At 64.1% G+C, this 24,822-nt stretch carries 19 protein-coding genes and 1 pseudogene; 13 read left to right on the forward strand and 7 right to left on the reverse strand.

Annotation, left to right across the window (positions count from 1 at the left end; translation table 11 throughout):
• Nucleotides 1-46 precede the first annotated feature (46 nt).
• Complete coding sequence (locus tag EA187_RS07955) at nucleotides 47-1,354, forward strand: mechanosensitive ion channel family protein (protein WP_127779899.1); 1,308 nt, start codon at nucleotides 47-49, stop codon at nucleotides 1,352-1,354.
• A gap of 27 nt (nucleotides 1,355-1,381) precedes the next feature.
• Here EA187_RS07955 and EA187_RS07960 read toward each other — a convergent pair whose 3' ends face one another.
• Nucleotides 1,382-2,332 carry an NUDIX hydrolase gene (locus EA187_RS07960; protein WP_127779900.1) on the reverse strand — a complete coding sequence of 317 codons (951 nt, stop codon included), beginning with the start codon at nucleotides 2,330-2,332 and terminating at the stop codon, nucleotides 1,382-1,384.
• A gap of 124 nt (nucleotides 2,333-2,456) precedes the next feature.
• On the opposite strand from EA187_RS07960, the gene EA187_RS07965 reads away from it, so the two are divergent.
• The 9 genes from EA187_RS07965 (at nucleotide 2,457) to EA187_RS08005 (ending at nucleotide 15,233) form a co-directional block, all read left to right on the forward strand.
• A complete protein-coding gene (locus EA187_RS07965) occupies nucleotides 2,457-3,533 on the forward strand; it encodes an OmpA family protein (protein WP_164856109.1) in 1,077 nt (358 codons plus the stop codon).
• A gap of 201 nt (nucleotides 3,534-3,734) precedes the next feature.
• Nucleotides 3,735-6,176, forward strand: coding sequence for a L,D-transpeptidase family protein (locus tag EA187_RS07970; RefSeq protein ID WP_127779901.1), 2,442 nt, complete (start codon nucleotides 3,735-3,737; stop codon nucleotides 6,174-6,176).
• A 96-nt stretch (nucleotides 6,177-6,272) separates the two neighbouring features.
• Nucleotides 6,273-7,013 carry a TlyA family RNA methyltransferase gene (locus EA187_RS07975; protein ID WP_127779902.1) on the forward strand — a complete coding sequence of 247 codons (741 nt, stop codon included), beginning with the start codon at nucleotides 6,273-6,275 and terminating at the stop codon, nucleotides 7,011-7,013.
• 585 nt (nucleotides 7,014-7,598) lie between these two features.
• Complete coding sequence (locus EA187_RS07980; RefSeq protein WP_164856110.1) at nucleotides 7,599-8,918, forward strand: alkaline phosphatase family protein; 1,320 nt, start codon at nucleotides 7,599-7,601, stop codon at nucleotides 8,916-8,918.
• A 71-nt stretch (nucleotides 8,919-8,989) separates the two neighbouring features.
• Entirely contained in the window at nucleotides 8,990-9,694 is a 705-nt protein-coding gene (locus tag EA187_RS07985) for a TetR/AcrR family transcriptional regulator (protein ID WP_127779904.1), read from the forward strand.
• 3 nt (nucleotides 9,695-9,697) lie between these two features.
• On the forward strand, nucleotides 9,698-10,012 hold the full coding sequence (gene cutA, locus EA187_RS07990; RefSeq protein ID WP_127779905.1) for a divalent-cation tolerance protein CutA: 315 nt from the start codon (nucleotides 9,698-9,700) through the stop codon (nucleotides 10,010-10,012).
• Entirely contained in the window at nucleotides 9,990-12,662 is a 2,673-nt protein-coding gene (locus tag EA187_RS07995) for a PEP/pyruvate-binding domain-containing protein (RefSeq protein WP_127779906.1), read from the forward strand. Before cutA ends, EA187_RS07995 begins: the two co-directional genes overlap by 23 nt.
• A gap of 190 nt (nucleotides 12,663-12,852) precedes the next feature.
• Nucleotides 12,853-13,899 (forward strand): pirin family protein, encoded by a 1,047-nt coding sequence (locus EA187_RS08000; RefSeq protein WP_115606273.1) that lies wholly within the window; start codon nucleotides 12,853-12,855, stop codon nucleotides 13,897-13,899.
• Between the two features lie 197 nt (nucleotides 13,900-14,096).
• Nucleotides 14,097-15,233, forward strand: a complete 1,137-nt coding sequence (locus tag EA187_RS08005) for a metal-dependent hydrolase (protein ID WP_115606270.1) — start codon at nucleotides 14,097-14,099, stop codon at nucleotides 15,231-15,233.
• A gap of 112 nt (nucleotides 15,234-15,345) precedes the next feature.
• Here EA187_RS08005 and EA187_RS08010 read toward each other — a convergent pair whose 3' ends face one another.
• On the reverse strand, nucleotides 15,346-16,290 hold the full coding sequence (locus tag EA187_RS08010) for a hypothetical protein (RefSeq protein ID WP_115606269.1): 945 nt from the start codon (nucleotides 16,288-16,290) through the stop codon (nucleotides 15,346-15,348).
• A 238-nt stretch (nucleotides 16,291-16,528) separates the two neighbouring features.
• Here EA187_RS08010 and EA187_RS08015 point away from each other — a divergent pair, with 238 nt between their 5' ends.
• Nucleotides 16,529-16,948 carry an HIRAN domain-containing protein gene (locus EA187_RS08015; protein WP_115606267.1) on the forward strand — a complete coding sequence of 140 codons (420 nt, stop codon included), beginning with the start codon at nucleotides 16,529-16,531 and terminating at the stop codon, nucleotides 16,946-16,948.
• Here EA187_RS08015 and EA187_RS08020 read toward each other — a convergent pair.
• The 3 genes and pseudogenes from EA187_RS08020 to EA187_RS08030 all read right to left on the reverse strand — a co-directional run.
• Nucleotides 16,933-17,733: pseudogene (locus EA187_RS08020) on the reverse strand (HipA domain-containing protein); the annotation flags it as partial. The gene EA187_RS08015 and the pseudogene EA187_RS08020 overlap by 16 nt on opposite strands.
• Nucleotides 17,734-17,748: 15 nt before the next feature.
• Nucleotides 17,749-18,012, reverse strand: coding sequence for a helix-turn-helix domain-containing protein (locus EA187_RS08025; protein ID WP_115606263.1), 264 nt, complete (start codon nucleotides 18,010-18,012; stop codon nucleotides 17,749-17,751).
• A 250-nt stretch (nucleotides 18,013-18,262) separates the two neighbouring features.
• Nucleotides 18,263-19,417, reverse strand: coding sequence for a hypothetical protein (locus tag EA187_RS08030; protein WP_127779907.1), 1,155 nt, complete (start codon nucleotides 19,415-19,417; stop codon nucleotides 18,263-18,265).
• Between the two features lie 375 nt (nucleotides 19,418-19,792).
• Here EA187_RS08030 and EA187_RS08035 point away from each other — a divergent pair, with 375 nt between their 5' ends.
• Both EA187_RS08035 and EA187_RS08040 read left to right on the forward strand, forming a co-directional pair.
• Entirely contained in the window at nucleotides 19,793-21,538 is a 1,746-nt protein-coding gene (locus EA187_RS08035; RefSeq protein WP_127779908.1) for a DUF4397 domain-containing protein, read from the forward strand.
• A gap of 118 nt (nucleotides 21,539-21,656) precedes the next feature.
• A complete protein-coding gene (locus EA187_RS08040; RefSeq protein WP_127779909.1) occupies nucleotides 21,657-23,387 on the forward strand; it encodes a DUF4397 domain-containing protein in 1,731 nt (576 codons plus the stop codon).
• 135 nt (nucleotides 23,388-23,522) lie between these two features.
• Here the strand turns inward: EA187_RS08040 and EA187_RS08045 are convergent, their stop codons facing one another.
• Nucleotides 23,523-23,870: a hypothetical protein gene (locus EA187_RS08045; RefSeq protein WP_127779910.1), complete on the reverse strand. Its 348-nt coding sequence runs from the start codon at nucleotides 23,868-23,870 to the stop codon at nucleotides 23,523-23,525.
• 6 nt (nucleotides 23,871-23,876) lie between these two features.
• On the reverse strand, nucleotides 23,877-24,722 hold the full coding sequence (locus EA187_RS08050) for a hypothetical protein (protein WP_127779911.1): 846 nt from the start codon (nucleotides 24,720-24,722) through the stop codon (nucleotides 23,877-23,879).
• Nucleotides 24,723-24,822 lie beyond the last annotated feature (100 nt).

Below are 24,822 nucleotides of genomic sequence, written 5' to 3' on the forward strand. Positions count from 1 at the left end.
TTCTCACGTCTGCCCGGGGCCCCTGCAACTTCTTCAGGAGCTTCGTATGGACAACCTCCCCTTTAAAGACTGGTTTGCGGCCTTCGATCCTTCGGCGCTCTACGCGCTGGGCTTCGGGCTTGGCGCGCTTCTTCTGGCGCTGGCCATCGTCACGCTCATCACGCGTCGCATCGCGCTTCCGGCGCTGCTCAGCTTTGCCCGAAAAAGCTCCATCGCCTGGGATGACATCCTGGTGGAGCAGAAGGTCTTGCACCGTCTGGCGGCGCTCCCCTCGCTGCTCACCCTGCAGCTGGGCATCACCTGGGTGCCGCATCTTTCGGCGAGTTTGAGCGAGGCGATTCGGCTGATCTGTCTGTGCGCGGTGATTGTGGTCATCGCCCGCAGCATCAGCGCGCTGCTCTCGACCTTTAACGAGCTGCATCGGCGCTTCTCGGTCAACCGTGATCGCCCCATCAAAGGCTATCTGCAGGTGGTGCAGGTGCTCGTCTACTGCGTGGCGGGCATCCTCATTGTCTCCTTTCTGCTCGACCGCTCCCCGCTGATCCTTTTGAGCGGTCTGGGCGCGATGACCGCGGTGATCTTGCTGGTCTTCCGCGACAGCCTCTTAAGCCTGGTGGCGGGCATTCAGCTCACCCAGAACGATCTTCTGCGCGTGGGGGACTGGATCGAGATGCCCCAGTTCAACGCCGACGGCGACGTCACCGACATCGCGCTCAACGTGGTCACCGTGCAGAACTGGGACCGCACCCTGACGATCATTCCCACCCATAAGTTTCTGGAGCACTCCTTTAAAAACTGGCGAGGCATGCAACTGAGCGGCGGTCGACGCATCATGCGTGCGATCCATCTGGACCTGGGCTCGGTGCGCTTTTTGAGTGAGGAAGACATCACCGGGCTGCGCACCATCCGGGTGCTTCGGCCCTACCTGGATCAAAAACTCAAAGAGCTCCGCGACCATAACGAAACGACGCTCTCCGAAGAGTTTGCCACCGAGGGCATCAACCGGCGTCGACTCACCAACATCGGCACTCTGCGGGCCTACATCGGGCTGTACCTGCGCGAGCATCCGGGCATTCATAAAGACATGACCTTCATGGTCCGCCAGCTTGAGCCCACCTCCCAGGGGCTGCCCCTGCAGATCTACGTCTTTACCAACACCACCGTGTGGACGGAGTACGAGGCGATCCAGGGCGATGTGTTCGACCATATCCTGGCGTCGCTTCCCCGCTTCGGGTTGCGGGCGTTTCAGGCCCCCTCGGGCGCCGATATCAGCCGCACCACCGAGGCGCTCCAGCCTCTGCGTCAGCTCCCCGCCCCGGAGACACCCCGCGAAAGCGCTCCGGCCTCCCCTTAAAGGCTGGCCGGGTCTTTTCGTGGGCTCTCAGCCCCGCTCGGTCCACCAGAGCCCGCTGCGGCGCACCACCCGGGTCACCCCGCTTCGCTCGCGCAGCGTGCGGCCCGGAGGGCACCGGGCCACGTCCACATCGACACGCTCCTCGCGGTAGGCCGCATCGCCGGGGAGCAGCAGCACAGCCTCATCACCCTCGGGGACATCTTCGAGAAGTTGAGGCAGAATCGGGTCGATCGAGGCATGCTCAAGCTCTGCAACGAGCGCGTCGACGCCCCCGCTCTTCTGAAAGTGCTGCAGATCTTCAAGCACACACAGGGTCGGCGGCGCGAGCAGAATCTCTCCTCTGCGGTACGCCACAATCGCCTCTTCGGGACCAAACCAGCGACTCTCCACGAGCTCGCGCGCATCGACCCGGACCGCCTGGCCCGCGGGTGCCCGGGCCACAAAAAAACGCGTATCGTAGCGCCGCGACTCAAACCCCGGCGTGATCCAGCGCGCGTAATAATGCAGCCCGGAGGCATTCAGGCGCACCGGCCGACCGCAGGCCTCCTTGAGCGCGTCTAAGAACGCCACCATCGAGACACTCCCCTCGTCGAGCTTCTGACGCCACCCCTGCCAGCGCTCACGATCGGCCTCGAAGATCGCCGAGAGGCGCGGGCCATCCTCGCCGGCCGTGCCCTCGGGTTGTGCGAGCAGAACCCCCGTCTCTTCAAAGACCTCACGCAGGGCCGCGATGGTGAGCGCGCGCGCGGCGTCTTCGTCTTCGGCCAGGCCGGCGGCCGCTTCAAAGGGCTGAGAAAACGCCTCTTTGAGCGCCGCATCACCATCGCGCGCATCGACCCGTCCCCCCGGAAACACCCAGCGATCGGCCATGAACGCATGCCCGCTGTGGCGGCGCATCAAAAGCACCTCAAGCCCCGACCCACCATCGCGCATCAGCATCACCGTGGCCGCATCGCGGACCTTGACCGCCTCATCCATCGCGCTTCTCCTCGCTTCGGCATCACTTCGGCGTCGACTCGCATTGAATCGACGCGCTGCCACGTCGTATACCACAGTGCGACGCACCGGCCATCGGCCCCACCTCTTACCCCGGCGCCCGACGATGAAGTTTTTGACTCTGCCCTCCCTCACGAAAAGAAACCTGCGCACCCTTGCTCACTTTAGCGGGGCATCTCTGCTGATGCTCGCGTTGAGCACCTCACCGGCAAGCGCCCAGGACTTTGAGTACCGCGTCAACAACCGCGTGCAGGTCGGCCAGGGCCAACCCTCGCTCACGCTGCGCTCTCCGGCGGTACTGAGCGACGCCGAGCTCACTTTTAAGCGCTCCGACGGCCACACCACCACCCGGCGTCTGGGGAGCCTTGAGCGCGGCGAAGTCAAAGAGGTCGTCATCGAGCAGCCCCCGGGCACCTTTGATTACACCGTCACGTTGCGCGCAAAAGACATCGACGGGGAGCCGGTGGAGTTTGAGCTCACCTTTGATGTCGCCTACACCGAAGCGCTGAAGGTCGAGGTGGACACCGAGGAGGTCGAGCTCGGCCAGGGCCGCCTGCCCATCCGTGTCAACCGCCCGGTCGAGAAGGTGGAGATCGAGTTTTTCGACGCCAACAACCGCCCGCTGGGCACGCACACCTCGCAGCATCGGGGGGCCCGCGGCGATATTGAGCTTCGCTTTGAGGTTCCCGAAGGCGATCTGGCCGCGCTGCGGGTGGCCGTGCACGACACCGAGGGTTTCTGGGAGTCCTTTATTCTGGAGCCTTTCTGGGTGGAGATTCCCCACCAGAGCGTGGTCTTCGACAGCGGCGAACACACCTGGCAGGAGAGCGAGCTTCCCAAACTCACGGAGACGCTGGAGCGGGTGCAGCAGGCCATGCGCGCCCACCGCGACAAGGGCCTGCAGATGCAGCTCTACATCGCCGGGTACACCGATACGGTGGGCAACGCGTCGAGCAACCAGGAGCTCTCGGAGCGCCGGGCCCGGGCCATCGGCCGCTGGTTCTCCGCTCAGGGGCTCGACATCCCCGTCTTCTATCAGGGCTTTGGCGAGTCGGTGCTGGCCAAACCCACCCCCGATGAGACCGCCGAGGAAGCCAACCGCCGCGCCATCTACATCCTGGGCAACGGCGCACCACCCACCTCCTCCGAGCTCCCCCGATCCCGCTGGCAACGCGTGCGCTGACCCCCCACCCTTCCTCGCCAGGCGAGCTAAGGTCGTGCCCGTGTTGATGATTTTCCATCCCGACGGGCGAGCCCTCTGCTTTACTTTACAGAAAAGCGAACGAGCTTTTCTTAATCTTTCGCCGGCCCTGGTTTATACTTCCAACGCTGTAGTGCCGCCTTTTCGGCCCTCTTACCGCGCCTTTCGGGCGCCCCGACACCCATGATCTTCAACACACCGCATCGCGCCTCTCACTCGCTGCGTCTTCTGGCGATGGGACTTCTGACCTCCTCTCTGCTTGCCTTCAGCGCCTGCTCCGAGCCCACCATTGAGCCGGCCGCCGCGCAGAGCTACGCCGCTCAGTGGGCCCCCACGCTCGAAGACGCGCTGCGTGAGAAGAGCGCCTCGGCAGCGGCCAGCCAGGCGCTTAAAGCCGCCTTTGAGAAGAGCGATGAGGTCCGTCAGGCAAGCGGTGAGCCCCCCTTTGCGACGCTCGTCAATCAGATCTATCGCGAGCGGGAGTACGAACCCGCGCTCGTTAAAAACGCCACGCTCACCCCGGCCGGCGAAGCCCTCTGGAACGCACTTCAGGTCATCGAAGATCATCAACTCGATGCCGCGCCCTACCGCCTCGACGAGCTCGCCAGGCTCTTTGAAGAGCTCGAGGCCAAAAAGCAGGCCTACGCCGACTTTGAGGGGCTGCAACCCACCGAGGCCGAAATCGCCGCGGCCACCGCCTGGCTCACCGAGCAGCCCGTCTCCACCTTCGCGCTCAGCGACGACTCGCGTCCGCAGCTGACCGAGGCCCTGCTCAACGCCCCCGAAGGTCAGCGTCTCAATGAGGCCTTGAAGGCCTACGAGACGAAGTCCGCCGATGTGATCGCCATTGAGGCCAGACTTGAGCGGTTGCTGGCCATGGGCCTTGCCCGCTACGCCCGCGAACTGCGCTACTTCCGCCTCAAAGAGATCTTCGTGCACGAGCGCCACTGGGATGAGTACAACGAGCCCGACAGTCGCTCCACTCGCCCCGACGCCGCCAAAGGCCCCTTCCGCGCCGGCCAGGTCTGGCGTCAGGCCTCCCATGTGGCCACCGAGATGGCCAACCGCCGCAAAGAGGAGATCTTTCACCGCGGTATCCAACAGACCTTAAGCGACCTGCTCGACGCCAAAGCCCCGCAAGAGGCGCAGGCCGTGATCGACCGGGTGCCCCCGCAGAACCCGCAATACATGGGCCTGATCAACGCCTACCGGCGCTACCGCGACATCGTCGAGGCCGGCGGCTGGCAGGAGGTTCCCACACCCCGCTCGCTCAAGCCTGGCCAGCGCTCGGAGGCTGTCACCCACCTCAAGCAACGCCTGCGCATTGAGGGCTTTTATCCCGAAAACGCCCCCATCGACGACCACTACGACGAGGCGCTGGAGGAGGCGGTACGCGAGTACCAGCACACCCACCAGATGGTCGCCAACGGCAAGCCTCATAACGTCTTCTGGGGCTCGCTCAACGTGCCGGCCCAGCGCCGCCTGGCTCAAATCGCCCTCAACATCACACGTTGGCGCTCCACCAACACCCGCCACGCCGAAGACGATCAGTACGTCTTCGTCAACATCCCCGACTTCAACGTCGAGCTCTGGAAGGCGCAGGAGCTCAAGCTCCGCTTTGGCATCGTCGTCGGCAACAACAACAAAGAGGTCAACCCCCTCACCGGCGAAGCCGAACGCGCCAACCGCACCCCCACTCTGGCGGCGTATATCGATCGCATCATCTACAACCCCTACTGGAACGTCACCCCGCGCATCCGGGCGGAATCCATCATTCCCAAGGTCCACAACCACATCACGGACGCCTACGTGTCTCGCCTGAGCGCTCTGTTGGCCTCCGCCAAACCCACTCCGGCCCCGGGTGCCCTGCGCGCGCCTCAGGCCCCGACCCTCACCGCCAACCGCGCTCCCGGCATGATCGGAGGCCCCCCGGCCGCTGCTCAGCCCGCCGCTCCGTCAAGCGCGCAGCCGGCTGCCCAACCCACGGTGCCTGCCGCCCCGGTCACCGCTCCCGACCCCGCCGAGTCGCTCACCACCATGCGCTCCACCGATACCGGACGCGTGCGCGCCATCAAAACCGAGCCCCTGCGCCGCATCCTCGAGCATCATTTCCCCGGTGAAGAGGGTCTGGCCCGCTTCAAAGCGCAGTTCCCCTACCTCGACCCGCACACCGGCATGGTCGATGTCTCCACCACCAACCCCGACCACATCCCCTCCTGGTACGAGGCCAACGGCTACGAGGTTGCCTTCCCCGGACGCACCTGGGAGTACGTCCGCATGCTCCCCGGCGGCGAAAATGCCCTGGGCTTTGTCAAAATCATCTTCCCCAACCTCCAGGACATCTACCTGCACGACACTCCCCACAAGCCCCTCTTCTCGCGGCCGGTTCGCGGCTTCAGCCACGGCTGCATTCGCATGGAACAGCCCCTGAACATGGCCGAAACCCTCCTGCAGCTCGACGGCCAGAACCCCGACATCGACCGCATCCTGGAGAAGGGCGACTACAACCCGATCTTCCTCAAGCACCAGGTCCCCGTCTTCATTGAGTACTACACCGTGCGCGTCGACGATGAGGGCCGTCCCCACTTCCTGGCCGACATCTACAACTACGACGAAGAGAGCTGATACAGCCCGACCGCACTCAGGCCGCCAGCGTTGTACCGATGCGGGCGATACCACCGCGCGCTTCCGATTTCTCTTCGGCATCACCGAGCAGTACCTATGGCCACCAAACAACGCCTGGACCTTTTGCTGGTCGAGCGCGAACTCGTCGAGACCCGCTCCCGCGCCCAGGCCCGCATCATGGCCGGTGACGTCTTCGTCAACGGGCAGCGCGTCGACAAAGCCGGCACCCGCATCCCGCTGGACGCCCCCATCGAACTCAAAGGCGACGAGCTCCCCTACGTCTCCCGCGGTGGCCTCAAACTGAAAGCTGCCCTCGATGCCTTTGGCTACGACTGTACCGGCAAGGTTGTCATCGATGTCGGCGCCTCCACCGGCGGCTTTACCGACTGCGTCCTTCAGGAGGGGGCCCTCAAGGTCTTTGCCGTCGACGTCGGCTACGGCCAGCTGGCCTGGAAGCTCCGTCAGGATGCCCGCGTCATCAATATGGAACGCCAGAACATCCGCCACCTCTCCCCGGATGCCCTCGACGCCCCCTGCGATCTGGCCGTGATCGACTGCTCCTTCATCTCCCTGGATCTCGTCCTGCCGGCCACCCTCCCCTTCCTCTCCCCCACCGCCGATCTCATCACGCTGATCAAACCCCAGTTCGAGGTCGGCCCCGACAACGTCGGCAAAGGCGGCGTGGTACGCGACACCCGGGCTCGCCAGGACGCCATTGAGCGCGTCATCGACCAGGCCCGCGCCTCCCAGATGGCCTTCGTCCAGGGCATCGACTGCCCGGTCCACGGACCGGCCGGCAATATCGAATATCTGGCCTGGTTCTCGCGCGTCTCCTGAGCCGAGCGCCCCAGCGCTCCGCTAGCTGCGTCGACAGGGATTCGCAGTAGCGCTGCTACAGCTTCATCCCTGCCTCCTTGCTATCGAAGGCGCTGGATGCGCTCGGGTTGGGGGGCACACGAAGAGGCGCCCCCCCCAACGCGCACACGAATCGACCAACATCGCGAACCCCGGCGTCCCTCAACCACACAACCCCACAACCTCCTAACCACAAAACGCACCCCACCAGACGCACGCACACATCGACCAACGTCGCGAACCCCGGCGGCCCTCAACCACACAACCCCACAACCTCCTAACCACAAAACGCGAACCTCGGAGGTACGCCCGAATCGACCAACATCGCGAACCCCGGCGGCCCTCAACCACACAACCCCATAACCACAACGCAAACCGCCCAACCCGACCGCACTCAGGGCGAAGTCCAGCAAGGAGCCAGGACGAAGCTGTGGCAGCGCCACCGCGAGGACGCAGCGACACCGCTGGCTTCGTCCTGATGCGGTCGGCACCTTGCGCACACCTCCCAACTTCGCCACTATGCGCCCGACCGTGCCGCCCCCCGAATCTCTCCCCCACGAGCCTTCGATGACGTCCCCCACCCGCGCGCTGACGCTGGCCCTCTTCGCCACCCTGCTGCTGGCCGCTCCGGCGTGCTCCTCTTCACCCGCCGACAACGACACCGACACCCCGGAGTTGGACGCCACCGGGCCCGATGTGACCGAAGATCCTGACGACGGCGACACCTCTGATCCGATCAGCGATGAGACTCCGCTGATTCTCATCGGTTTTGATGGCTTTCGTCCCGACTACTTAAGCCTGGCGCCCACGCCCAACTTCGACCGTCTCATCCGCGAGGGTGTGGTCGCCGACTCGCTGGAGCCGGTCTTTCCCACAAAGACCTTTGTGAACCTCTATTCGATCGTCACCGGTCTTTATGCTGAGAACCACGGCATTGTGGGCAACACCGTGCGCGACCCGGCCACCGGCGACCGCCTGCGTATGAGCGACGCCGAACTTCAGGGCCAGTCACGCTGGTGGGGCGGCGAGCCCATCTGGGTGACGGCCGAGAAGCAGGGCAAGCGCGCCGGGACGTACTTCTGGGTGGGCTCAGAGGCCGAGATCGGTGGGGAGCGCCCCACCCACTGGATGCCCTTTGCGACCAACTACATGAACCCTGCCCGCGAGCGCATCGACCAGGTCGTCGCGTGGCTCTCGGCCGACGACCCCGTCGACTTTGCCACGCTCTACTTCTCCGACCTCGACGGCGTCGGCCACTCTCAGGGGCCCCGCGGCTCGCGGCTCTTTAGCGAACTTCAGGAAGCCGACGCCAACCTGGGCTACCTCATCGACGAGCTGGAGGCGGCCGGTCTCTGGCCCAACGTCAACATCCTCATCGTCAGCGACCACGGCATGACGGCTCTGGACGACGATAAGGTCATTCGCCTCGATCACATCATCGACGAGCGCGACGTCTTTGTGGTGGAATGGTCACCGGTGGCCAGCCTCATCCCGGACGCGGGCAAAGCCGACGAGGTCTACCAGGCGCTCAAAGCCGCCGAAGAGAACTACACCGTTTATCGAAAAGAAGATGTGCCCGAGCGTTTGCGCTACTCCAACCACGAGCGCATCCCCGAGATCCTCGTCGTCGCCGACCCGCCCTACACCATCGCCAACCAGTACATTCTGGATAACATCGGCGTCAGCGCGGGCGGCCACGGCTACGACCCCGAGTTTGAAGACATGCACGGCTTCTTCGCCGCCATTGGCCCCGACTTCAAGCAGGGCCTGCAAAGTGAGACGCTGAAGATCGTCGACCTCTACGCCCTGATGGCGCATCTTCTCGCGCTGGAGCCCGCCGACCATGATGGCGACCTCGTGCGAATCAGCCATATCCTGGCCAACTGAATCGACGTACCAGACTGAATCTATTAAACCACTCAACATCCGCCCCTGACTCTCCTTTTTTCGGAGCCCCGATGAGTGCCCAGCGACAACGCCGACAGGCCCGCCGCGATGAACGCCGCGAAGAGCTCAAGCAGGCCGCCATCGAAGTCTTCCACGAGCACGGCTACCACGCCGCGCGCGTCTCCCAGATCGTGAAAAAAGTCGGCGTCGCCCAGGGCACCTTCTACCTCTACTTTGAGGGCAAGCAGCAGCTCTTCTCCGAGATCATCAGCGACTTTCTGGAGATGGTCGTCACCACCGTGGCCAGCTGGGAGCCCGGCGCGATCGACTCCCGCGAGGATCTTCGCGAAGAGCTCACCCGGGTCGGCCTGATGCTCACCGAGGAGCTCTTGAGAAACGAGCTCTCCACGGCCATCTTCTTCAACGAGGCGATGGCGGTGGCGCCGGAGATCAACGAGCTTATCCGCCACTTCTACGAGACGCTTCAGGCGATGCTCTCCGACTTCAACCGCATCCTCTGCCAGCGCGGGCTTATCGCCCCGATGGATTTTACCATCCTGGCCTCCATGACCATCGGCATGGTCGAGCGCGTCATCATGGAACGCGTCGTCTACGGCACGCTCAAAGACGCCGAGCCCCGCGCCATTGTCGACCACCTGCTCATGCACTTCCTGGCGGGCACCATCGAGCCGATTGACGCACCGGCCCACACCGGGCAAGCCGAAGGGCTGGAGGTTGAGGAGATGTCTGATAGCGCTGCCCCCACCCAGGTTTAAACCATGGTCCGCATCGTGCTCTGCAACTGCCCGCCCGAAGATGCCCCGCGTCTTGCTCGCCAGCTCGTCGAGGAGCGCCTGGCCGCCTGCGTCAACGTCATCGCCGGGGTGACCAGCTTTTATCTCTGGGAGGGTGAGCTCTGCGAAGATCAGGAGCATACCCTGCTGATCAAGACCACCGAGGAGCGCTACCCTGAGCTCTCCGCACGTCTGGCCGAGCTGCACTCCTACAGCGTGCCCGAAGACATCGCCCTGGACAGCGCCCGCGTGGCCGCCGCCTACCACAGTTGGGTTCATGAAACGCTCTCCCACAGCTGATCCCATCGTTCGCTTCGGCCCCCACCGCCAGCCCGGCAGCCCGTCGAGCTGGACGCTGGCGCTGAATGCACCGAGCAAGAGCGCGGCGATGAGCCGCCACCGCGTCGGCGGCAAAGCCTACGGTCTGTGGCAGCTGGTCCGTGCCGGCTTCAACGTGCCGGAGGCCTTCGTCATCACCACCGAAGCCTTTGAGGCCGCCCTCGCTCCCCTGGCCCTCCAGGCCACCTCGCTGGCCGAGCTCCGCGAGGCCATCCTGCAGGCGGAGCTCCCGCGCACGCTCCTCGAAGAGATCGAGGCCCGGCTGGCGTCGAGCACCACCGAGACCTGGGCGGTGCGCTCCTCGGCCACTGACGAAGATGGCAAAGAGCGCTCCTTTGCGGGCCAGGGCCTCACCCTGCTCGATGTCCGGGGCAGTGACGCCGTCGCCGACGCCATCCGCCAGGTATGGGCCAGCGCTCTGCGCCTGGAGCGCCTGGTCTACGAGGCCAACGACACCATCACCCTGACCCCGGCGCCGATGGCGGTGATCGTCCAGGCCATGCTCACACCGGTCTGCGCCGGCGTGCTCTTCTCCCAGAACCCTTTGAGCGGTGACACCAACGAAGTTGTGATCAGCTGCGCTCCCGGCGCCGGAACCGCGGTGGTGTTGGGTCAGGATACCGAGACCTTCTACCTCGACAAACACTCCGGCTATGTGCGCCGGCATGTGGCGGCCGGCGGCGAAGATGCCTCCCCCGAGCAGCCCCCCACGCTCAGCGCCGAGCAGCGCGTGGAACTCACCGCCGCCGGTGCCACCATCGAATCGACCTCGGGCATGCCCGTCGACGTGGAATGGGCCTACGCCCTTCCCCACCCGGAGGCCCACCGCCCCGAGCTCTTCTTTGTGCAGGCGCGCCCCATCACCTCCACGGCCACCCGCGAGGCACACCCCGATCAGGTCTGGACCAACACCAACGTCGGCGAAGCCCTCCCGGGCGTGGCCACCCCGCTGACCTGGAGCATTTTAGAGAGCTTTAGCCGCCGCGGTTTTGAGCAGGCCTTTGGCTCTCTGGGCTTAAGCGTGCCTGACGACGCCGAGCTTGTGCGCGCCTTTAAGGGTCGCATCTACCTCAACCTCACCCGCTTTATGAGCATCGCCAGCGGGCTGCCCATCTTCAGCCCGGAGCGCCTCTTTGAGATGGCCGGTGGAGGCGGCGTGGAGCTTGTGCGCGATATCTACGAGCGCCGCTCCAAACGCGACTTCTTCAGACGCCTGCCCACCACCATCCCCAAAATCCTCGGCGCCCAGCTCTCCATGCCCCTCGTCGCCCCGCTCTGGGGCCGCTACTTCACGAGCAAGGTCGACGAGTTCTTCGATCGCGACCTCTCCCAGCTCTCCTCCCCCGAACTTCTGGGAGAGCTCGATCACCTCGATGGACTCTTCGAGCGCACCGGCCTTGTGATGCTCTCGGTGAGCTCCAACTTTTTGATGAGCTACGCCCTGACCTCCGAGGCACTCCGGCTCCTGGGCGCTACCGGGATCGACGCCCCCTCCTCCCCCCGCGACTTCATCGCCGGTCTGGACGTGAAAAGCGCCGAGCCCGGGCTGGCCCTTCTGGAGCTCGGTCGCATCGCGCGCCGCTCCCTGCGCCTGCGCCGCCTCATCACCGAAAACGCCCCCGGCGAGGTCCATGAGGCGCTGCATGCGCAGTCGCAGCACGACGATGTGGCGATGTTTCTCGTCGAGCTCGACACCTTCCGCAAACACTACGGCCACCGCGCCCCCCGCGAGGCCGAACTCGCCACGCCTCGCTGGCGCGAAGATATGAGCTTTCTCTTCGAGGTCCTCCAGAGCTTCATTGACGCTCCCCACCTCCCCAGCTCCACCGAGAGCGTGCGCCAGCAGCAACGCGCCCGTCAGCTGCCCACCCCCGAGCTGCCCGCCCCCTTTGGCAAAGCCCTCTCGGCGGTCATCGGCTTGACGCGCAAAAACGCCCGCCAGCGCGAATACATGCGCGACCGAGTCGTCGACGCCCTCGACGTCTACCGCCGCTTCTTTCTGGAGTGCGGACGCCGTCTGACCGAACAGAACATCCTGCAGGGCCCCGAGGAGGTCTTCTATCTGACCGCCCCCGAGCTGCGGGCCTGGCTGAGTGCTCCGCATCTGGCCTCCACCTTCGCGCTGCGTGTGCTCGCCAGACGCGCCCTCTTTCAGCATTACAAACAGCTCCCCGACCCGCCCGCGACCTTTTTGCTGCGCGGCCACGAGATCATCGCCGACGATGATCTTCACCAAAACGCCCCCGACCCCTCCCGCGCCACCGGACGCATCAGCGGTCTGGGCGGAAGCCCCGGCCGCGTCACCGGACCGGCCCGGGTCATCCTCGACCCCTCCAGCGAAGATGCCTCGATTCGCCCCGGCGACATCCTCGTCGCCCCCTACACTGACGTGGGCTGGACCCCGCTCTTTTTAACCGCGGCCGGCGTCGTCATGAGCCTGGGGGGCCCCTTAAGCCACTCCTGCATCGTCGCCCGGGAGTACGGCATTCCCACCGTCGTCAACGCTCGCCGCGCCACCGAGATCATTAAGAATGGCGATCTCATTACCGTCGACGGCGACCAGGGCCTCGTCTTTATTCACCCCCGCGACGACGCCCCCGCCACCCCCTGAACTCGCCAGGCCCCTGAACTCGCCAGGCCCTGAGCCGGCGTCAGACGCGTTGCGCTCGCGCAACATCACCGCTCATCCCGCGGGGGATTGCTCCAGCGACCTCGGCCGTTGTCCAGGTGAATGCGCAGAGGTTGCACCCGCAACGCTGCGCCCACCTACGCAACCCAATGTTTGCCCAACGGAGCTTCCCATGAGCGAAAAAAATGCCATCCGGGCCATCGTCCCCCTGACCTCCAACCCCTGGCCCACGCTGGACCCCTTCCTCTTCTGCACGCATCACAACGACCGCTACCCCCGCGCCAACGAGCAGATGGGCCCCGATGCCTCACTGGCCGGACGCAACATCGGCCAGGACTTTTCGGGCAAAGACGGCTGGTCGATGTACCACGGCGACACCGTCCCCGGGTTCCCGCGCCACCCGCACGCCGGGTTTGAAACCGTGACGATCGCCCGCCAGGGGTTCATCGATCACAGCGACTCGATGGGCGCCTCGGCGCGCTTTGGCCAGGGCGACGTGCAGTGGATGACCGCCGGCAAGGGCGTGGTGCACTCGGAGGCCTTCCCCCTTCTCGATCGCGAGAACCCCAACACCACCGAGCTCTTTCAGATCTGGTTGAACCTGCCGCGCGAAGACAAAAAGAACGACGCCTACTTCACCATGTTCTGGAACGAGACGATCCCTCGCCACCTCATCAAAGAGGGCGACGAGGTGGTCGGTGAGGTTGCAGTCATCGCTGGCACCCTGCACGGGCTTGATGCCCTCGCCCCGCCCCCCAGCTCCTGGGCGGCCCGCGACGAGTCCAACATCGCCATCTGGACGCTGAAACTTCAGCCCGGCGCCTCCTTCACCCTGCCGGCCGCCAACGAGGAGACCGGCCGCGTGCTCTACTTCTTCGAAGGCGACGCGCTCACCCTGGAGGATGTGGCCCTGGAGCCCCGGCACGGCGCCCAGGTTGAGGGCGACGCCGAGGTCACGCTGAAGAACACCGGCACCGCTCTGGCCGAAGTGCTGGTGCTTCAGGGCCGCCCCATCGGCGAGCCTGTGGTTCAGCATGGCCCCTTCGTGGGTAACTACCAGGGCGATATCCGCCAGATCATGATCGACTACCAGAACACCGGCTTTGGCGGCTGGCCCTTTGAGGCCGACGCCCCGGTTCACCCCCGCGACAAAGGCCGCTTTGCCATTCACGCCGACGGCCGCGAGGAGACCCCGGCTCCCCCCGAAAACGCCGCGTGATTTTTGCCATCACGCCCACCCCTTGAGCGCCGCCCCCTCAGCACATGAGGGCGCGGCGCTCGTTTTGTTTGTGTTTGTTTGCGCCCACATCAAAGTTACTCTGAACATCCTTGCCCTTACGCCCCGAAGAGCCACAATCCACGGCGTCTTCCCGAACCTCCCCCCCTTTCGTTTCTCACGTCCCGGCAGTCTCCCCCATGGATCCGATCGCCCACACCCTGGCCGGCGCCACCCTGGCACAGACCCGTCTCAAAGAGCTCACCCCGCTGGCGACCGCCACTCTGATCATCGGCGCGAACATCCCTGACATCGACGTCATCGTCTCGGTGCTCGGCGACGACGCCTCGCTGCTTCACCGCCGCGGCCACACCCACGGTGTGCTCGCCATGATCTTCCTGCCGCTGCTCCTCACCGCCCTGATGGTGGCCTACGACCGGCTGTGGCGACGCCGACGCGACCCTCAAAAAGCCCCGGTCGACCCCCGCGCCACCTTAGGGCTGGCCTACCTGGGCACCTTGAGTCACCCGGCGCTCGACTGGCTCAACACCTACGGGGTGCGCTTGCTGATGCCCTTCGACGGGCGCTGGTTCTACGGTGACACCCTCTTCATCATCGATCCGTGGATGTGGCTCTTGATGGGCGCGACCATCGTGCTGACCTACTCCCAACGCCGTCTGGCCCTGGGTGCCTGGGCCGTGCTCGGCGCGGCCATGAGCGTGCTGATCACCTTTGCCGGCATGGTCCCCACCCCGGCGCGCATCGCCTGGTGGGTGGGCGTGGTGGCCATCATCGCGCTGCGCGCCTCGGGCTACACCCCCGATAAACGCCGCCTGGCGGCGGCTTCATGCCTGGCCCTCTTCTGCACCTACTTAGGCCTGATGGGCCTGGGCAACACCCTGGCCTCCTCCCGCGTCACCGACCATCTGGCCGGCCAGGGCATTGAGGCCGAAGTCGTGATGACCGGCCCGGCCGCCGCCAACCCCCTCGCCCGCGAGGTGCTCGCCAGGTCCTCGACCCACTACCACGCGCTCAAGCTCACCCTCTGGCCGGGCGAAGACGCCATCGCCCCCCGCTACGCCCCGGTCCCCATCGAGGAGCCCGGCCCCATCGCCGAGGCCGCGCTGAGCGCCCCCTCCCAACGCGGCTTTGCCAACTGGGTGCGCTTCCCCGTCTTCGAGGTGCAATCCCACGACGAGGGCCACACCGTCTTCATCCGCGATCTGCGCTACGTCGAGCCCGACGCCACCGAGAGCCGGGGCATCGGCCTGCGCAAAGTCGAGCTCGATGCTCAGCTCCACGAACGACCGAGCGACGCAGACGACGCGCCTCATTGATCCCGACATGCCTCCAACAAAAACGCCCCCTGATCGTCGACGATCAGGGGGCGTTTTTTCGTGCTGCGTGGTGCTCAATCTCTCCGAAGCTGCGACGAGCCTCGGGAGGGAATCAGCAGCCGCGAAGCGCCGTGCGCAGCGGCTCGTCCAAAAGCTCCCAGCAGCCCTGATAATCAAGCCCGGCCACGCATTGCGTCGCCGCGCCACAGCTCGCGTAACACGCCTCTTCCTGCGGCAGGAACCCGTTGAGGCACGTAATCGCCTCCAGCATCTCCCCGCGATCGTTGAGCACCACCTCCTCGCAGCCACTCATATCGTGCGAAAACACCTCCACGCACTCCTCCACGCTGGAGAAGGGCTCGCTATCGCACTCGCAGCTCGCTTGCGTCACCGCAGCCACGCCTTCGCCGTAGGTGTGGCGCGCCTCATCGAGCATCTCCACGGTCACCGGCGCCTCCCCGGGCATCGTGATGGCCGCGAGCGCCCCTTCAAAGGTCGCGGGATCTTCATAGCGCAGCCAGAGCGCGGTGGCGCCGTTGGGGATCGCAAAGAGCACAGCGCAGCTGACCGTCTCCCCGGTCGCGGCGAGCGCTTCGGGGCTTTCCGCGGCGCACCCGCCTTCGAGCGAAGCTCCCAGGGTCAGCGCCTCAACCTGGGCCTCACCCTCGGTTGTGGTGATCTCCAGGGCAAAGCCCTCCACCACCATCCCCACCTCCGAGGTCACCCCCACATTCTCCAGCGTGGCATCGACCTTCAAAAAGACCTCTCCGGCCCCCACCGCCTCCTCGCCAACCCGATACGCATAGCTCGCGGGCGCAGCGCTCAAAACCACCCCGCTCTCCTCCCCGCCGCCATCTTCAACATCGGCGTCCCCGTCGGCGTCGGCATCCTCCTCAACGTCGACCTCATCGTGAGCGTCGGCATCATCACCGGCATCATCCTCGCCACCATCCTGCTCCACCCCACTATCGGGCTCAGCGGTTGGAGCGGGCTCATCCGTCGAGCACCCCACAACCCACGCCGCCGCCAGCATCATCACCATCACACGCTTCAACATCGTCTCCCTCACAGGCTTCACATCACGCGTCATTTCCATCGCATACGCCCGATCTTTACCACCTCCCCCACCGACTCGCCATCCGCCCCCCGACGCGACGCCCTGCGGCAGTTTTGACCAACTTTCGCGATGCATGATCGTATGACCCCAAACCAAACCCTGGTTCTGCCCCTCGGACGCACGTATTCTTGACGCATCGCCAGCATCCCATCACCTCCACCGCCGCCCGGACGCCGCCATGCATCCCTCCCGCACGCGCCAGCACCGCACCTCACCTCCGCCGCCCCCGAGCCATGCCCTGCTCATCCACACCCCGGTGGCCGGCCTGCGTTTTCATGAGTTCGAGCTGGCCGCGTTTCCTCTGGATCTCGGCCAACGCCTGCGCGTGGTCCGCGAGCCCGAGAACCCCTACGACACCCGCGCCACCGCCCTCTACGCCGGAGAGCGCCGCATCGGCTACCTTCCTCGCCGCCTCAACAAAATGCCCGCGCGCCTGCTCGACGCCGGCTGGCCGCTCATCGCCCGCATCGAACACCTCAGCACCGGCTACAGCGATCGCGGCCCCGCCCACACCCGCGTCTCCCCCCACGCCTACCCCCGCGAAATGAAGATCATCATCGCTCTCTTCATCCCGCTGCACGCTCAGGGACGATCCTGACGGAGGTTGTTTTCGAGCGCGCGGGCGCGTTTCTCCATCGCGCGCTCGACCCGCTCGATGGCTGGCGAGTACTCAACATGCTCCTGCAATGCAGCGAGCGCCGTCTCCCAGGCTCTTTCGCGTTGTTCCAAAAGACGCTCAAGCTCTCGCGTCGCCAGCGCGGGGCGCATATCCCAGCCCTCAGCGAGCGCTTCAAAATGACGTGGTCGCAAACGATCTGCGTTGACTTCGCCATCCACAGCCATCGCCAGCCCCGTATGCAACCCCTCAATCGCCCGGGTGCACACAAGATCATAAAAGGGCGCAAGACGAGGACCGCTGGGTGCGTAGAGCAGCGAGAGATTCTTGGCATGCCCATCCGCATTGCCGCTCAATGCGTTGAAGATCACCCATCGAAGCAGATTGAGCAGATCCTTTGCAGCTTGCGTCGACACCTCACCTAAACACCTACCGATCTCCAGCAGCGTGGGGCCCCCTTCGCTCTGGTATTTGCGATGCCGTGACATACCGAAGACCTGACAAAAATCCTCCTGGTGAAGCCGCATTATCGCCCCGTCGAGGTCTCGGCGGTCATAACGCTCCACGACCAAAAATGGCGTGCTCGCCCCTACGTCCAGGTCGACATGACAGACCGGCAGCCCCAGCGCGGAGGCAAAACGCATCGTCAAAAACTCGTTCACCGACAGATGCCGAAACCTCAAAGAGTCGAATTTTAATATATGAGTGCTCGCCTCGTGACTTGCCGGCACCACGTAATGTTCCCCCTCCCGAATGCACGCCATTTTGTGCTGGGCGCCGTCTCATTCATACCGCGACTCACCCCAGTACCAGCTCTGCTCATGGTGTCGGCCCAACACTATCACATCGAGCCCTGCGCGGCTGAGCAGTCGCAGCACCAACCCGATCTCCGCGCTCTCTTTGCCGCGCTCAACCTCCGAGAGAAAGCGCACCCCCACGCCGCACACATCGGCAAACTCCTGCTGGGTCAACCCCTGCGACTGACGCGCCTCCCGTATCCTCGCCCCCAACTCCGCCACGCTATGTATCGGCTCTTGCTTCTTCATCACGCTCCTCCATTGCGTTGGCACGCAACCCGGGAACGCACCACCCGGCGATGATGCAACTTTCCCGTACGGGAAAATTAGCAACGCCATGTCCTCCCATCAACATAATCTTCCCGTTCGGGAAAAAACGCTGCGAATGCCCCCCTTCCTCATCACAATCTTCCCGCTCGGGAACATCCCCCCCTTCTTTTTGCCGATCTCTGTAGCATCTTCCCGCTCGGGAAAACGCCCCCCCGGGCCCCCTCAAACCTCACTCACACCGGAACGCACAGTAGAGCGCCTCTTCCCCCTCCTCGACCGGCACCCTGCACGACATGCCCACAAAATAGGCCAGCGGGTTCTCGGTGAGCACCGAGCAGGGCTTGCCCTCAATGGCCTCCACCGTGGTGCCGAACTCCACACTGGAGGGCAGCGGACCGGCGCGGCGCTCGGCGTTGCCCTCATGCAACCACCCCGATTCATTGTCGTAGTCAAAGGGACGCGGGCCAATATGCGTCAGCGTGTAGGGGCAGCTCAGCTCGCAGCTCTCTCCCTGCGACGCGGGCTCCTCCCCCTCACAGAGGTCGGGGTGCGCAAAACCGCCGGCGTCGCGCGCGCACGTCACCATGCGACTCTCTGTGCCTCCGACGTTCGTCTCCTCCACACACTCCACCCCGGCGCAGCGCCAGTCGGTGGTCTCCCAGGCGATCTCGTGCTCGGGGCTTGCGCAGTAGCCAAAGAGGCTGACCTCGGCCACCTGCACCTCGCCAACCAGGGGCGACTCCGAGCTGAAGGTCACGCCGTAGGCCACGAAGTTCCGGGCGTTACTCAGCTCCTCGGGGGTGAAGACCACCGGACTCTGCGCATCAAAGGCTTTGGAAGCGACATCATGCCAGTGGGTACTGTTGGCGCGGCGCCCCACCACCTGCACCGTGCCGCTGCCTCCCTCCGGGAAGTTCGTCGCGTCATACATAAAGAACCCATCCTCAGGCGCGTGCACCTCCAGGCGACGCAGCCGTGTCTCGCAGCGGAACTCCTTATAGAGGAGAGGATCGTCGTCGAGATCTTCATAAATCGGCGTGATCGCCGACGCGTCCACTCCCTGAGCGATCTGCCCGTCAAAGGCCGCCTCCAGGCGCTCATCAAAACGCCCGTCCACAACCCCGACCTCCGGCCCCAGCGGGTAGAGCGTGCCATCGGGATCAGGCTCCGGATCGGGATCCGGGTCAGTGTCAGGATCGGGCTCTCCCACATCAAACTGAGGACCGCCCGTATCCTCCTCACCGCTATCGGCAAGCCCCGGGCAATTCGCCTCCACCCTCGGATCGCATCCACTGGGCTCCCCGCGCCGCGGGCCATCATCACCGCATCCGCTCCACGCCAGACTCGCCAGCACCCCGATCAGTACGTTTGCTTTCTTCGTCATTGTTTATGCCTCTACATCGTCCAGCGCTTCAGAATGCGCCTGAATCTGGCTCCGCATGCACATCCGCTGCGCCTGCGTCCGAGCCTCCATGAGTTCTCCTGCTCAGGCCCGAATCCTCACCGGGCTCGCTGCATTTGTACAGGGACATCCTCACCACGTTTTTGAGGCTCCCCGCAACACGTCGACATCGCACGCAAGCGGAGACACAACGTCTCAAACATGAAGCATGCGCACATCCGACTACATTTTGGTTCAAAATGTGCTAAGGTACCGACAACTCGTCATTTATTCTGGCGTCAGCAGGCCCTCCGACCGTGGTGGAAGGAGAGAGCTGACGCGCGTTGTCGTGAGACAAAACAACCGAGGCACAGACGTATGAAGTTTGGTACCAAGCAGGGAATTCGTCTGCTGATCTGCGCGATGTTCGCAGCCGGCGCGGTCGCATGTGGTGGGGAAGTTGAGCAGGGAGCCACCGGCCCCGAAGGCCCCGCAGGTGAGCAAGGCCCCCAGGGTGAGCCGGGCGAAGACGGCGCCCCGGGCGCCGATGGTGAGGACGGCGAAGACGGCCAGGACGGCGAAGATGGTGTCGATGGCCTCAACTCCCTCATCGCTACCGAGGCCATTGAGCCCGGCGCTGTCTGCGCTAACGGCGGCGTGGCCATCTCCACCGGCGTCGACGCCAACGCCAACGGCACCCTCGACGAAGACGAGATCGCCTCGACCGAAAACGTCTGCAACGGCGTCGACGGCTCGCTCCTCTGCGACGAAGCCCTGGCCATCAGCGGCATCACCGGTCTGGACCAGCGCCTCTTTGCCGGCTATGCGAGCGACCCGATCACCGTGGAAACCAACGGCGACGGCGCCCTCAACCTGAGCTTCATCGGCCAGGGGGCAGAGTTCGATGCCTCCGCCGGCGACGGCACCTTCACCATCACCCCCGACGACATCATTGAGGAGGGTGAGAGCCTTCAGTTCGCGCTTATCGCCAATGGCGAGTGCGGCACCGCGGTGACCAACTTCATCATCGACGCGGTCGAAGCGCCGGTGGCCAACATCCGCCTGGTGCACCTCTTTGAAGGTGCCGGAGAAGTCGACGTGGCGCTCACCGGCACCACCGACGCGCTGGCCACCATCGACTTCGCCTCGGCCGAAGGCCCCCTCGAAGTCGACCCGGGCAACTACAGCTTCGACCTTATCGCCGAAGATACCGTCGCCGGCACCACCGATCCGGCTGACTTCGCGCTGGGTGGGTCCTACACCGTGGTCGCCTACAGCAACGCCGGCGCGCTGGACTTCATGCTCCTCGAAGACGACGTCGTCAGCCCGCTTGCGGACGACACCTTCCGCCTGCGTGCCATCCACGCCGCCGACGGCGTGGGTAACGTCGCCATCAACGCCGGCGCCGACGAGGCCTCCGCCGCCGAGATCGTCGCCGACCTGGCCTTCGGCGCGGCCACCGACGCCACCGACGTCGCCACCGGCGTGGGCTTTGTCCAGATCGATTCGGCCGGCACCCTCTTCGACTACGTCGGCTTCTCGGCGACGACCTTTGCTGACGGTGCCATCGCCAACGCCTTCGCCTTCATGATGGGCGGGGAGCCCCACATCTTCGTCCAGCAGCTGAGCGAAGCCGGCAATGATGCCATCCTTATCCCCGGGCTGGAGACCCTGCCGGTCTCCATCGGCGCCGATGTGCTCAACGCCACGGTGCGCACCGGCGGTAGCGCCGAATGGTATGTCACCGACGAAACCGTCAGCGCCGGTGACTTCTCGGCGACCAGCGGCGATATCGGCCACAGTCAGACCTCCTGGATTGAGGTGACCTTCGAAGCCACCGAGCCCGGCGTCTTCGCCTTCGACTGGAGCGTCAGCTCGGAGCCCGAAGGGTACAGCTTCTACGACGGCCTGGTCTTCTGCGACACCGAGGGCGAGAGCTGCAGCCACTCCAGCGGCTTCATTGAGCGAATCAGCGATGAGATAGATTGGACCAACGTCACCTACGAGATCGAAACGGCGGGCTCCTACACCTTCACCTGGCTCTACCGCAAAGATATCTCCGGCAGTGACGGCCAGGACCGCGGGTGGATCGACAACCTGACCTTCACCCCGGGCCTTCCCTGATCGCTCCTGAGCATAGCCTCATGCGATCGAAGCAGCCGCGGCGCCTTCCCCTCGTAACGCGGGGGGCTGCCCGGCCTCAAAGGGACGATGAAGACCTCATTTCTGGAGTACCTACGCTATGAACACATCTCCATCCTATAAACTCCGCCTGCTCCTCTGCGCGGCCCTCACCACCGGCGCACTCGCCTGTGGCGGCGCCGAAGCCGAGCAAGGCGCCCAGGGGCCCCGGGGCCCGGTGGGTGAACAGGGCGAACCCGGCGAAAACGGGCAGCCCGGAGCTGAGGGCGAAGACAGCGTCGTCAACGGTGAAGACGGCACCGACGGCGAAGCGGGTCTCAACTCGCTCGTCATCACCGAGAGCGTTGAGCCCGGCGCGCTCTGCGCCAACGGCGGCGTGACCGTCGCGGTGGGCATCGACGACAACGGCGACGACATCCTCGACGAAGCCGAAATCGACGCCTCCGAGACCATCTGCAACCAGAACGACGCCGTGCAGGACATCTGCGACGAAGCCTTCGCCATCACCGGCGTCTCCGGCACCGAACAGGCCCTCTACGAAGGTCAAGAAAGCAGCCCGATCACCGTCGAGACCAACGACGACGCCAACGTCTCCCTGGCCTTTGTTGGCGGCGGCGCGCTTGAACCTGCGCTCACCTCCAACACCACCTTCACGCTCACCCCGCAGGAGCTCGGCGAGGGTCAGCACATCACCGTGGTGGCCGCCGGCCAGTGCGGCACCGACGTGATCACGCTCCCGCTCTCCGAGGTCGAGCCCTTCGAGAGCCTCTTGAGCGTGGTGCACATCTTCTCCGGCGCGGGACCTGTCAATGTGGCTCCCTCCGGCACCCTCGATATCCTCACGACCCTGGGCTTTGGCGAGGCCACCGGCCCGTTGACCCTCACCCCCGGTGAGTTCACCTTTGATCTGCTCGTCGACGAGACGGTGGTCGGCACCACCGAATCCTACACCCTGGAGCCGGGCACGGCCTACTCCCTGATCGCCCATAACAACGGCGGATCGCTGGCCGTCACGCTCATCGAAGATGATCTGAGCGCGCCGAGCGGCGAAGACACCTTCCGCGCCCGCATCGTGCATATGGCCGAGATCGCTGGCACCGTCGACGTCAACGCCGGTCCCGATCTTGGCACCCTGGCTCCCATCGCCGACAACCTGGCTTTCGGGACCGTAGGCGACTTCGCCGATTACTCGCTGGCTGATGTGGGCGTCATCCAGCTCGACTCCGGTGGAACCCTTCTCGACTATGAAAATGGCATGGCCACGGCATTCTTCGCTGGCGATGTGGCCAATATCTTCGCCTTCGAGACCGCCGCTGGAAACGTGCGCCTTCTGGTGCACTACATTGAATTCGGTTTTGCCAGCGTCTTCACCGCCAACGGCCTGCCCGTGCCTCTCTTCGATTTTGAAGATGGCACCATCCCCGCCGAGTTTACCACCTCCGGTGCCGCCGACTGGTTCGCCACCGACACCACCTCCAGCGAAGGCACCTTCTCGCTGGCCAGCGGGGCTATCGGCGGCAACGAGCGAAGTGACATCTCATTGACCTTCAACTTCCCCGGTTCTGGCGTCCTCAGCTTCGACTGGAAAGTCAGCAGCGAAAACAACTGGGACCGATTGCTTCTATGCGACGAAATCAGTGTCTGCACCCGCACCACTAACAACGCTAACATCAGCGGCAACGTCGACTGGACCCCGGCCAGCTATACCATCGACGAGGCTGGAGAGCGCACCCTGCGCTGGTCCTACCTCAAGGACGGCAGCGGCGACGTCGGTGACGACATGGGCTGGATCGACAACATCACCTTCACCGCCGAGCCCAGCTTCCTCTAAGTCGCTCTTCACCCCGATGCCTTCGCCGGCCGGCGAAGGCATCGGGCGTGATACGTCACACAAAAAAGCCCCGCGACCGATAGCGTCGCGGGGCTTTTTTGTGTCTTTCTCGTCTTCGCGCCGAAGCGCGGCGACTTATTTGGTCGCCGCCCACTTGCGAATCTCGGTGCGGAAATGCTCATCGGCCGCATCGGTCCAGCTAAAATTCTCGCGGATGTACTTCACCGTGTCTTTCTCAATGTCGGTGTAGCTGTCGCCATCCTTAACCGCTTCGAGAAGTCGGTCGGCATCGCTCCTGGAGAGGCGCCCGTCGCCCTGGCCTTTGGTCAACTTCTCGGCCAGCTCCAGCAACTCACGATCGTACTTCTTGCCATCAATTTCTTTGTAATACGACATCGGGTTCTCCTCAGCATGGGGTGGGCAGGGGGTAAAACGTTGCCCGTAGTTGTAGTGCGCCGAGGGGGTGGAGACAAGGGGGTGCATGATATCTCAGTCGCAGGGCGCGTCACTTAAGCCGGAGAGCTCCACGGTCGGCGGACGTTCCTCCAGCTGATCGATCAACGCCTCCACCTCACAACGGCGGAGATTGGGCGCGCCTTCAATTTGGATGCCCTGATGCACCCGACGAAGGTTTGGCCATTCTCCCAGACTTGCGACTTTGGGGTTGTGGACAATCGCCAGGGATCGGACTTCCTCGACCGACTCCATAATATCGATCGACTCCAGATTCTTATTGTACCGAATGACCACAAACCCCGCCTCCCGGACCTTATGCAGACCTTCCAGGTGGGTGATGCCGTTCATGCCATCGAGAAAGAAACCAAGATTATCATCCCCGAGATCGTCGGCCGGTCCCAGATACTCCAGATGATCAAACGCTTGAATCGAGTCGATCCCGTCCATAGAACTAAGCTTCAGGTGATTCACCTCTCGCAGTGAACCGAACGCATCAATCGCATTCAAGCTGAAGTTATTCTCGATAATTATGGAGTTTGAATATTCAAGATTATCGAACCCCTGCAACGTATGAACACTGCGAAGACCGGAGATATTCAAGTTTCCTTCCACACGTTTGAGCCAGGAGAACCCCGTCAACTCCGCTACTTCACGAAGATCGTAAAAGTAAAGTCTATACACCTGCTCACAGGCATCCTCACAATAGGCCTCCAGGTCATCGGCTGTTTCAATCTTGATCCAGCTATCTTCACTGAGGTTACATTCCTGCGACGTCTCTAAGCCACACGCTTGTGGCACCCCCTGAAGATCTGGCTCTCCGCAACCCGATCCCACATTCATTAGCGCTGTTATCAGTATCAACTGACGCTTCCAGCCCATCTTCGCCTCCGCACCTATATTGTCATTATGGTGAACATCAGGAGCAACGGGAAACTCGTAAACTTCCCGTTGCTCCTGATGTCATTAATCAACCTACGTC

The sequence above is a fragment of the Lujinxingia sediminis genome (genome assembly GCF_004005565.1).
Classification (GTDB): Bacteria; Myxococcota_A; Bradymonadia; order Bradymonadales; family Bradymonadaceae; genus Lujinxingia; species Lujinxingia sediminis.